The following is a 10,318-nucleotide window of genomic DNA, read 5'->3' on the forward strand; positions in this document are numbered from 1 at the left end:
CCCCAACCCTCCCCGCGAGTTCGGGGAGGGAGTAAGAAATTCACAAATGATGCGAGGATTGCTATATGTGCAGCAACGGCCACAACGCGATCGGACATTTTCGAGTACCCAAATAATTGCTATTAAGCTGTCGCGCAAATAAACATTGCATATTTAGGGCGGGCTCGCGTGCCCAGCCCACTCATTGTTTTATTGTTTTTTGACATACAGTTTAAATCCCTCAACAGCTTATTACCTCTTCCTCAAGCCGAACTGCCTCCTGCTATACATCGGCTGGGAGACGGCAGTCTGTGGGATGCAGATCGCTATTGATTTCAAGTAGAGCGGGGAGTCGATCGCCCGATCGGGAGCTGCATCTTAAAAATTGTGCCTTGCCCTAACTCAGAATCGACCTCAATTTTACCCCCATGAGTCTCTTCGACAATCTGGCGGGCGATCGCCAATCCTAACCCAGTACCTCTTCCTACCGCCTTCGTTGTGAACAAATAATCAAAAATCCGCTGTTTGACTTCTGCCGTCATTCCCGCACCGTTATCGGCAATTGTAATTTTGATGTGGCGATCGTCCAACATACTGGTACTAACCGCGATTTTGTTGGGATTTGCTTCGATTTCCGCAAAACTGCGTCCTTGATTTGACTCTTCTAGGGCATCGATCGCATTTGCCAGCAAATTCATAAAAACTTGGTTTAGTTGACCGGGAAAGCATTCGATTTTTAGTAGATTTTCGTAATCTGTAACAACTTCGATCGCCGGACGGTGTTCGTTAGCTTTCAGCCGATGTTTCAATATTAAAATGGTGCTCTCAATACCTTCATGGATATTAAAGGGAACTTTGTAGTCTTTATCGGCTCTGGAGAAGGTGCGGAGGCTGGTGCTGATGTCGCGAATGCGATCGCATCCCACTTTCATCGACGACAGCATCTTGGGCAAATCTTCTAAAGCATACTCTAAATCAATCTTATCAGCATCTTGTTCGATTTGGATGCCCGGATCTGGCAGTTTTTCTTGATATAATTTCAAGTGGTTGATTACATCTTTGATTGTAGTCGTTGCTTCATTAATATTGCCGCTGATAAAGCCGACAGGATTGTTGATTTCGTGGGCGACTCCGGCGACGAGATTGCCCAATGCGGACATTTTTTCACTTTGCACTACCTGTAACTGTGCTTGCTGCAAGTCAACGAGCGATCGTTCTAATTCTTGGGCGTAAGCCTGAGATTGTTGGTACAAGCGGGCATTTTCGAGTGAAATCGCCGCTTGGGCGCACAACAGTTGGATAACTTGAGTGCGATCCTCAGTAAATGCCGCAATTGTCAAGTTATTTTCTAAATACAGCAACCCAATTAACTTACCCTGATGTAAAATCGGCGCACACAGCACGCTTTTGGGCTTTTTGTCCATCAAATACGGGTCTGCCATAAAATCGTTTCGTGCTGCTGCATTATCCAAAACCACAGTTTTTAAAGTGTGCTTGACATAGTTGACCACAGCAGCAGGAACCGCCTCCTTAAATGACAGCGGAACAGATATTGATACCGCATTTTTCTCGGTCTTGGCTACAGTTTCAACCGCGAGATTGCCATCTTTAACCAACAGTAGAACAGCTTTTTTTGCCCCGGCATTTTCTAGGGCCACAGACATCAGTACACCCAGCAATTTTTTTAATTCTATTTCACTCGATAGAGCTTGTGAAGCTTTAAGAATAGCAGCGATATCGAGGGCTTCGGAAATACTGCTACTAGATTGAGATGTTTGGAAAGTTTGATGTAAAATTGAAGATCTTTCAATTGTTTGAAAGCAAATTTCGCTGAAAACCGAACCGTTTTGTTGGGCCTGCAATATGGGAGCCAGAAGTTTGGAATACCGCTTTTCTAAATCATCAATTTTGGCTTTTGCACCCCAACGAGCGTAACAGTAGTAGGCTTCTTGCATATAGGAAATCGCCACTTTTTCTTTGCCCCAATCGAGGTAAAATTTAGCGGCGAGTTCGTTGGCTACAGCTTCTTCTTGGATATATTCGTTGGCTTTGGCTCCAGAAATAGCCTGGTCGTACAACTCGATCGCTTCGGCTTTTTGTCCTAATAGCCGACATTTTTCCGCTGACACCAAATCAAACTTATGTTGATAATTCATAGGAGCATGGTGGGCCCAGAGCTCTAACTGCGTTTGGTTTTGTTCTACCCGCTTTAATGCTTCTGCTGTCTCATCTGACTGTTGACTCAACAATGCTATAGCAATCAGAGAATCATAGAGATAAAATGCAGCTTCACCGACGGTTCCCGCAACAGCCATTAAATAGCGTCTGGCAAAGAGTGCATGGTTGTTAGCTTGCTCAACTTCCCCAAACAAAAAGCAAAGAGTTAGCTTATACAAATAGAAGTGATACAACCCAAACAGATCGTTGCCAGACAGCAGCAGGGGCAGAAACTCCGTCTCTTGGAGGGCTTTCCCAGACAACATGGTGGGGTGTTCTGTAAAATCCAGCAAATTTAAAATAGATTGCCAACATATCCGGCAGTAATTGGCTGTGATCGATTGGTTCAATTGCACTAACTGATTGCAGTAGTTGCGACTATCCTGCTCTAAGGTAGCAAGGGGCTGACCGCACCAAAAAGAATTGTGACAAAAAACGTTAGCATTATGTCCGACAAACTCCAAGTTTCCGACTTCTAAGGCAGTTTTGTAACCATCGCTCAAGAGTGGTAAGCTATCTTTGATATGATATTTACGGCTCGCGATCGACATTCCTAGCACCAAGGACACTTCAGGTTTAGTAGCTTTAGCATCCAGTTTTGAGACTACCTGGAGTGCTAACTCACCAAACTGTGTTGCTGTATTTACATCTTGCAACAGATTACACAAAATGATGCCGTAGCAAGCATAGCTAAGACCTGAAACAGGTGTGTTTCCGTACCGGAGGGATAGTTTGACTGACAGCGAAATCACTAAGGGAAATAAGGGAGATCCGCAGGCATAAGTTACTGACATGATGCTGCTGGCAATCTGGATAATTGCGAGCTTCTTCGCATCTTTCATCACAGGTAGGTTGAGAAAATCTTCAATTTTTCGGTCTCCAACCAGTTCCCCAATTTCTTGGATTTCTTGTTGAATATCTGTCGGGGCGGGTATTTCTGGAAAAGTTACGCCAAGCTGTTGCAGAACCTGTTGGGCGATCGCAAGGGCTTCGCTAAATTTAACCTGGGAGATATTAGATTGAATTTGAATTCGGTAAACATTGATTTTTTCTAGTAAGGATCGTGCCTGTTGGGTGACAATATCGATGAACTGTTCCATTTCTTCAAACTCACCGCACAGAGCAGCCACTTCCGCTGCTAATTCATGCAGCGCAAGGGTAATTTCATACTGATTTTGCCAAGCATTTTCTGTCAATATTGATAATCCCGCTGCGGCATATTCGCGAGCCGCTTGATAGGCGGTGGCTGCTCTGGCTTTGCGACAGGCAGTAAGATTTAGCTGTGCTAATTCATCTCGTTCTGTTTGTTGGGAAATCAGAGATATTCCGTAGTTTAATTGATTGACGAGTTCAAAAATGTATTCTTCTCTAGATTCAGGGGAAATTTGTTTCAGCAGCAGTTGTCCGATTTGGTAGTGGGTAATCTGTTTTTGGTCTTCAGGAATCAGAGAATAGGCCGCTTGTTGGACGCGATCGTGTAAAAATTTGTAATTCAGTGTTTGATATTGCGCGGTTGGCTCTAAATCACTTTCTCCCAAATAGAATTTGTAAATTTCACTTTGGGGCAAAATTAGTCCTTCTTGCAATGCTTTCCACAGTGTAGCTGCCGCTTCTACTTCGGTTTTTTCAGAAACAATCGCCAAGGTGCTTAAATCAAACTGATTCCCCACACAAGCCGCCAACTTCAAAATATCCTGAGTCGCCGACGGCAACTTTTGCAACTGCAGCGCCATAAACTCCACCACATCCTCCGTCAATGCCGCTTCCCGAACCCGAACAATATCGCACTGCCAGTGTCCGGATTTCCAGTTAAACTCAATCAACTCATCCTGATGCAATGCTTTGAGAAACTGCGTCGCAAAAAATGGATTTCCCTGGGTTTTTTGTGCCACTAAATCAGTCAACGGTACTGCCAAATTTGGAGCGCAATTGAGCGTATCAGCTACTAAATAATTTAGACTTTCTGAACTCAAGGGTTGCAGAGTAATAGTATTAACAGTTGCCCCGGCTTTGACTGCTGCATCCAGTGTCAGCATCAACGGATGTGCAGGGGAGACTTCATTATCTCGGTAAGCACCAATTACTAATAAATAGCTGGTTTCCGACTCGGACATCAACAGTTGCATTAACTGTAGGGATGCGAAATCTGCCCACTGCAAGTCATCCAAAAACATCACCAGCGGATGCTCTGGTTTTGTGAACACTTGAATAAATTTTTGAAACAATAAATTAAACCGATTCTGTGCTGCAGTTCCTGATAATTCTATTGCCGGTGGTTGCGGCCCAATAATTTTTTGTAGTTCGGGTATTACTTCAATAATGACTTGCCCGTTTTCGCCTATTGCTTGCAGTATTTTAGCTTGCCATTTTTCTAAATTATAGTCACTTTCGCTGAGCAATTGTCCCATTAACTCTCGAAAGGCTTGCACAAAAGCTGAGAAGGGAATATTGCGGTTGAATTGGTCGAATTTGCCTTTGATGAAATAGCCGCGCTGCCGCACAATTGGTTTGTGAATTTCATTGACAATTGCAGTTTTCCCAATCCCAGAAAAACCAGCTACTAACATCATTTCTACTCCCCTATATCCCTCCTCGGTAAGGGGGGATGAAAGGGGGGTGGCAACGCGCTCAAAGGCCGATAGCAGAGTTTCTACTTCGGTTTCGCGACCGTAGAGTTTTTCTGGTATGCTAAACCGATCGCACGCATCTCTCTGGGCTAGTTGAAAAATGTGTATTATACCGCTTTCTTTTAATTGACGCAAGCAATTTTCTAAATCAAATTTCAGCCCCAAAGCACTCTGATAGCGGTGTTCGGCATTCTTCGCCATCAATTTGCTGACAATGGACGAGAGTACGGGCGGGATTTGCGAGTTGATTTCCTGCAGTGATGGCGGTTGCTTGGCAATATGACAGTGTACCAATTCCATCGCATCCTCGGATTGAAATGGCAATTGTCCCGCCAGCAATTCGTAAAAAGTCACGCCTAAAGAGTAAAAATCTGTGCGGTAGTCAATACCGCGATTCATCCTGCCGGTTTGTTCGGGAGACAAATAGCCGAGGGTGCCTTCGATTTGGTTAAAATTCTGTAGGGTTTGAGTTTCTCTTGGCAGCAAAGATGCGATGCTAAAATCAATCAGTTTGATTTGTTTTGTTTCGGGGTTAATTAAAATATTGGCGGGTTTAATGTCTTTGTGAATTATTCTGTGGCGGTAGAGTATATCTAATGTACTGCTGATGTCGATCGCCATTTGCAAAAAATCGCTTAAATCCGGTGGAGTTTCCCCTTGTTCCACCCATTGTTTTAGAGAGATTCCCCCGAAGTCTTCCATTACCAGCGCATAGCTGTTTTGGTAGGCTTCCAAGCTGTAGGTTTGGATAATTCCGGGCAAATTGAGATTTTTGGCAATAGTATATTGATTGCGAAATTGTACGATTTCGCTGAAGCTTGGATACTCGCTGTGCAACACTTTGATGGCGACGGGCCGTTTGTCGCACGATCGAACTCCGCGATAAACCAGGGTGCGAGTGCCCGCATAAATGCGATCGAGAATTTGATAACCTGTCAGTGTAAAATCTAGAAGATCCATAGTTTTTGTGAAAATTTACCTTTTTTTTAGGCTATTTCTAGCTTAACAGCAGCAAATAGAGTTGCTACTTCAGTGATTGTTAAGTATAGTTAATATGACAGATATAATTCAATATTTGTGATTGAGATCACATAAATCAAACATTTTTTAAACTACAGAAATTTGATTTTAATTAAAAACTAAATAGCCTCATCCATATTGGAATAGCGAACAATAACGTAACCCAGCCGATGCCGATCGCACTTACGGCTAATTCGCGATCGAGATTGAAAACTTCTGCCAGCAAAGTAGTACCAAAAGCCGGAGGCATTGCCATTTGCAGCACTAGCGAAAGTCCCGGCGCGCCCGCAATGCCAACAAACGTTTAACCCGTGCCAATTACCAAAGGAATCAACAGAATTTTAATCGCCAGACAAGCCAGAACTTGTTTGATATTGTGCCAAAAATTCAACTTGCTCAACTGCATTCCGATCGCCATCAAAGATCAACTAATTACAGCCCAAGCACCTGTTGTTAACAATGCTTTGAGCAGCACGGGCGAACCCACTGATTGTGCGATCGTTTTTTAACATACAATTTAAATACCGCAACAGCTTATGGCGATTGCCTTACAAAAACTAAGTATTAATGCTTATTTTAAGTGTTCAGATAATTTGCGGCACAGGCCTTGACATTGACGGAAGCGCGTGTCAGGATAGCGTTGAGGAATAAGTCAACACGGGTTAAAACTATGGCACGGCAAGCAAAACAATCATCTCAAGTCAAAAGTTCCAGCAGCCAAGCAGCCGACTGTACTCGCACCAAATTTACCCTCTACAATTTTGCCGGAAACGAAAAAGCATTTTATTTAGTCGATCGCACAAATCTAGAAAGAAAGCCCGGTGATATCCCAGAAAAATCCGTCGCCCACAGCATCATCATTATCGATCGCTCCGGCTCAATGTATTATGACTTACAGCCGCTCAAAGAAACCCTAATCAAGCTTTTGACCTTAGACGAATACAACAATTACCAGCTAATAATCAGCTTAATTTCCTATGCTGACAATGGGGATGTAATTTGTCACTTCCAGCGAATTCCGATTCAAGAAGTGATGAAGTTTGACTCTCAATATATCAAAGAAATTCAAAAAATACACACCGCTGGCTGTACCTGCATATCGCAGTCGATGGAGCTCGCTAAATCTCTGGTGAAAGCGGGAGAAGTGACAGCAATTAATTTGCACACAGACGGTTACGCCAATGACCCAAGTGCTAATTCTGAATCTGCAAAATTAGGGGAAATTTGTGAAGAACTCAAAGACATGGATGTGTTTGCAAATACCATATCCTATGCCTCTGCTGACTTCAAACTGCTCTCCAAAATTGCCAACACCTTATCTGGAAATTGCATTCGCGCTGGCGAAGTGAAAACGGTTTATGATGCTCTTTATGACAGCACTAAACTGTTAGGGGGTTCCGTTGCGCCACCGCTGGAAGAACCGTTAATTAAGGAATACGATTATCAAGTTTTTGTTTCTAAAAGCGGCAAAAAAATCAGCGGTTCGTCGAGTACGCTGAAAATTTGCGGGCTGAAAGCAGACGATATGGGAATGTTTTACAAATATCAAAAAGTCGCCAAAGAAGAGTATGACAAAGTAGATGTTCCCGCTGCTCAAACTGATGATTCGGTGTTTGCTTTTGCGAAAGCTAACCTCGCTGACGGTAATTTAAATACGGCGAAGTACGCGCTGGCGAGCACCTTCGACGCTACTTTGACGGAAAAACACGCGAAAGCTTTGACAAACGCCCAAATAGCGGAGTTTACAGAAGATTTGGAACAGGCTGTTTTTGCGCCTGATGTGTTGCAAAATCATGAAATTGGCGATCGGGTAAAAGTCAGCGACAAAATTTCCCTGCTGGAGTTAGTCAAGATATTAGAGGAAAACAGCAACAGCATCATCATCAACTTAAAACACTTGCAAGAAAACTATCAGCGCAAAGGTTTAAAGCGAGTTGAAGGAAAGCGTGACGAAAACGGTAACATTGTCAAGCCTTCGCTGAAAACTGAATTCTTAGATGGTGGCGAATACGTGCGGATGGGTTCATTTGCGATCAATCAAAATACAGCTACCATCAATATGCTGATTACCCGAAAAGTTAAGCTGGTAAAAGTTGAGGATGAAACTTTAATCGCAGAAGTGGCAGGAATTCTAGTTACAGACCTCAATACTTTCAACAATTATACCATTGTCAGCGACGGCGAAGTTAATATCAAGTCGCTGCGAACCAAAATCAGCAGCAAACCAGTGTTTGACTTGCTCAACAAATGCGGTGTACTGGAAAAAGACGGCTCACCTGTGGCAGAATTTGACTTCCATGCAGAGTATGATATTAAATTAGCAAGTTTGCCGCTAGTGCCTTTTGACGGACGTTACAGCAGCCTGGACGGAGTGTTTGAGGAACTCGCAAATATTAAAATTATCTCCAGCATTCTCTCGGCTCATTTGAAGGAAGAATCCGAGGCTTATACGGCGGAACAATTGGAAGAATTGAAACAGCATTATCTGTCTAAAAGCCTTTACATCAACTTTCCGACGACTACGGAATATACGGAATTGAAAAGTGCGATCGCCAACGGTGAAGTAGATTCGCGAGTCAGCTACAAAATCGACATCGGCAGCAAAAACATCCTCAACTTCGGCAAATTCCACTCAGCCAACAAATTTCTCGATCGCCTTTACGAAGTTTACCACAAAAACACGGGCGAAAAGCTAGCAAAACCGACATTTGACATCACCTTAGACGAGCCTGTCGTCTTCGCCCACAAAACGCTGTCATCCCGCACCAAAATCACCAAAGTTGACGACTTGATGAAACTGATTTTCGATGAGTTTCTGGGGTTGGAGGATAACGGAATTGTTAGCGCTACTTTAGCTAAAGTGGGTGCAGATAGTTTGCTGCGCCTTTTGCAAGCGAAATGGCAGGGAGAAGATGTCAAGCGAAACGAGTTTATAGCGGCTTTAACCCGTGCGAACGAGCAACTAGAAGCTTATGCCGAAAAAGTGTACAGGGAAAAAGTTTCACCGCTGGTTTTCTATATCGGTTCTACCGGACTTATCCCGGATGAAATGGAGGCAAAAGCGGCGAATGCTGAGGAAATTAATTCTAAATACGGCAACTTGCAATTTTCTAAAGATGAGCAAGAGGGGATGTTTTTTGAAGTGAGCGACTGCATTATTAGCGTGTATGCTAAAAATGAGTATTTCACGGTAGGGAAGTAGGAATTAGGGTGGGCATTATTTGCCCACCTTGGTTAAATATAGCTGATTGAAATAAACCGCAAAGGCGCAGGGGTGGCGACTAGGAAATAGGTAGATGGGACAAGTGTTAGGTTGCCAAGACGAAAGGAGCGATCGCAAATCTTCTATGATGGGAGTAGAACAAGAGTTTGAGTGTGTGCAATTGCTTAGCTTTTAGCTTTATGCCAAGTCATCACTAGATACTTAAGATCGTGTTCAATCTCATCACCAGTAGATAAAAACTCGTGTTTATTATAGAAAGCAACCGCTATTTTATTCTCCTCATAGACTGGTAACTCAATTGGAGATTTGCAGTTTTGTTTAACCTGCTTCATCAATTTAGTTCCGCAGCCTTTGCGTTTATAATCTTTCAAAATATATAAAAGATTTAATATTGTCTTATCCTTATACTCACGAGCCAAGGCAAATCCAATTACTACATCACCATCCACTATAACCCATGCTTTAATAGACCATTTTCCATATTTATCTTCACCTTGGCCATTCAATAAATTCTTTTCGACAGCATCTAGTTCTTTCTGTAAAGCATCATCAGGCACCAAGCCTAGTAATTTTTCTTCTGTTTTAAATATGTCTAAAACTTGATTAAGATGAGATTTATTATACTTTCTGATTTGTCCAACCATAGTTGATTTGTTCCCAAAATACAGTGAGCGCAATAAATGCCTAATGTTTTAGCGATTTCTGGCCTGATTAGGGCATCTTGAGGAGATCGTGTTGAACTCGCAATCTCTCTAGCAGCTTCTCGCAGCCGCTCCACATCGCGCATCGGCGGTATACCAAAGAGCCGCTTGTACTCTCGGTTGAAGTGCGAGGAATCGTCATAGCCGACACGGTAAGCAGCACTGGTAGCGTCAAGGTTTTGCCCCAGCATCAGACGGCGAGCTTCCTGAAGCCGCAGTTGCTTCTGGAACTGCAAGGGACTCATGGCAGTGACAGACTTGAAGTGATGGTGGAAGCTGGAGACACTCATTCCAAGCTCTCGTGCGATGTTTTCAATGCGAAGTGGCTGATTAAAGTCTTTACGAAGGCGATCGACTGCTCTAGCAATTTGGTGAGTGCAGCCACCCAAAACTGCAATATGACATAGCCGACGTCCTTGCTCTCCTGACGGTGTTACGCTGCACAACCCTAGACAAACAGGGCATACGCGATAGCAATACTTTCGCTATTGATAGCTAAAGCAAAGGAGCCGTCCCTCAAAGCTCGGATCATAATGTTCCGAGCGCCGCCC

The 10,318-nt window shown here is 43.4% G+C and carries 7 protein-coding genes; 3 read left to right on the top strand and 4 right to left on the bottom strand.

Annotated features, from left to right (window positions below):
- The first annotated feature begins 168 nt into the window (after window positions 1-168).
- Window positions 169-312 (top strand): hypothetical protein, encoded by a 144-nt coding sequence (locus IQ263_RS26615; RefSeq protein ID WP_194071076.1) that lies wholly within the window; start codon window positions 169-171, stop codon window positions 310-312.
- Window positions 313-314: 2 nt separating this feature from the next.
- Here the strand turns inward: IQ263_RS26615 and IQ263_RS26620 are convergent, their stop codons facing one another.
- Both IQ263_RS26620 and IQ263_RS28985 read right to left on the bottom strand, forming a co-directional pair.
- A complete protein-coding gene (locus tag IQ263_RS26620) occupies window positions 315-5,783 on the bottom strand; it encodes a trifunctional serine/threonine-protein kinase/ATP-binding protein/sensor histidine kinase (protein ID WP_194071077.1) in 5,469 nt (1,822 codons plus the stop codon).
- A 172-nt stretch (window positions 5,784-5,955) separates the two neighbouring features.
- A complete protein-coding gene (locus IQ263_RS28985) occupies window positions 5,956-6,108 on the bottom strand; it encodes a hypothetical protein (protein WP_228050385.1) in 153 nt (50 codons plus the stop codon).
- A 46-nt stretch (window positions 6,109-6,154) separates the two neighbouring features.
- Here IQ263_RS28985 and IQ263_RS28990 point away from each other — a divergent pair, with 46 nt between their 5' ends.
- Together IQ263_RS28990 and IQ263_RS26630 are read left to right on the top strand one after the other, a co-directional pair.
- Window positions 6,155-6,352 carry a hypothetical protein gene (locus IQ263_RS28990; RefSeq protein ID WP_228050386.1) on the top strand — a complete coding sequence of 66 codons (198 nt, stop codon included), beginning with the start codon at window positions 6,155-6,157 and terminating at the stop codon, window positions 6,350-6,352.
- Between the two features lie 161 nt (window positions 6,353-6,513).
- Window positions 6,514-9,045 carry a vWA domain-containing protein gene (locus IQ263_RS26630; RefSeq protein ID WP_194071078.1) on the top strand — a complete coding sequence of 844 codons (2,532 nt, stop codon included), beginning with the start codon at window positions 6,514-6,516 and terminating at the stop codon, window positions 9,043-9,045.
- A 185-nt stretch (window positions 9,046-9,230) separates the two neighbouring features.
- On the opposite strand, the gene IQ263_RS26635 is transcribed toward IQ263_RS26630, so the two are convergent.
- Window positions 9,231-9,710: a GNAT family N-acetyltransferase gene (locus IQ263_RS26635; RefSeq protein ID WP_194071079.1), complete on the bottom strand. Its 480-nt coding sequence runs from the start codon at window positions 9,708-9,710 to the stop codon at window positions 9,231-9,233.
- Complete coding sequence (locus tag IQ263_RS26640) at window positions 9,659-10,057, bottom strand: helix-turn-helix transcriptional regulator (protein ID WP_255515936.1); 399 nt, start codon at window positions 10,055-10,057, stop codon at window positions 9,659-9,661. Before IQ263_RS26640 ends, IQ263_RS26635 begins: the two co-directional genes overlap by 52 nt.
- Window positions 10,058-10,318: the final 261 nt, after the last annotated feature.

This window comes from Tychonema sp. LEGE 06208 (assembly GCF_015207505.1).
Lineage (GTDB): Bacteria > Cyanobacteriota > Cyanobacteriia > Cyanobacteriales > Microcoleaceae > Microcoleus.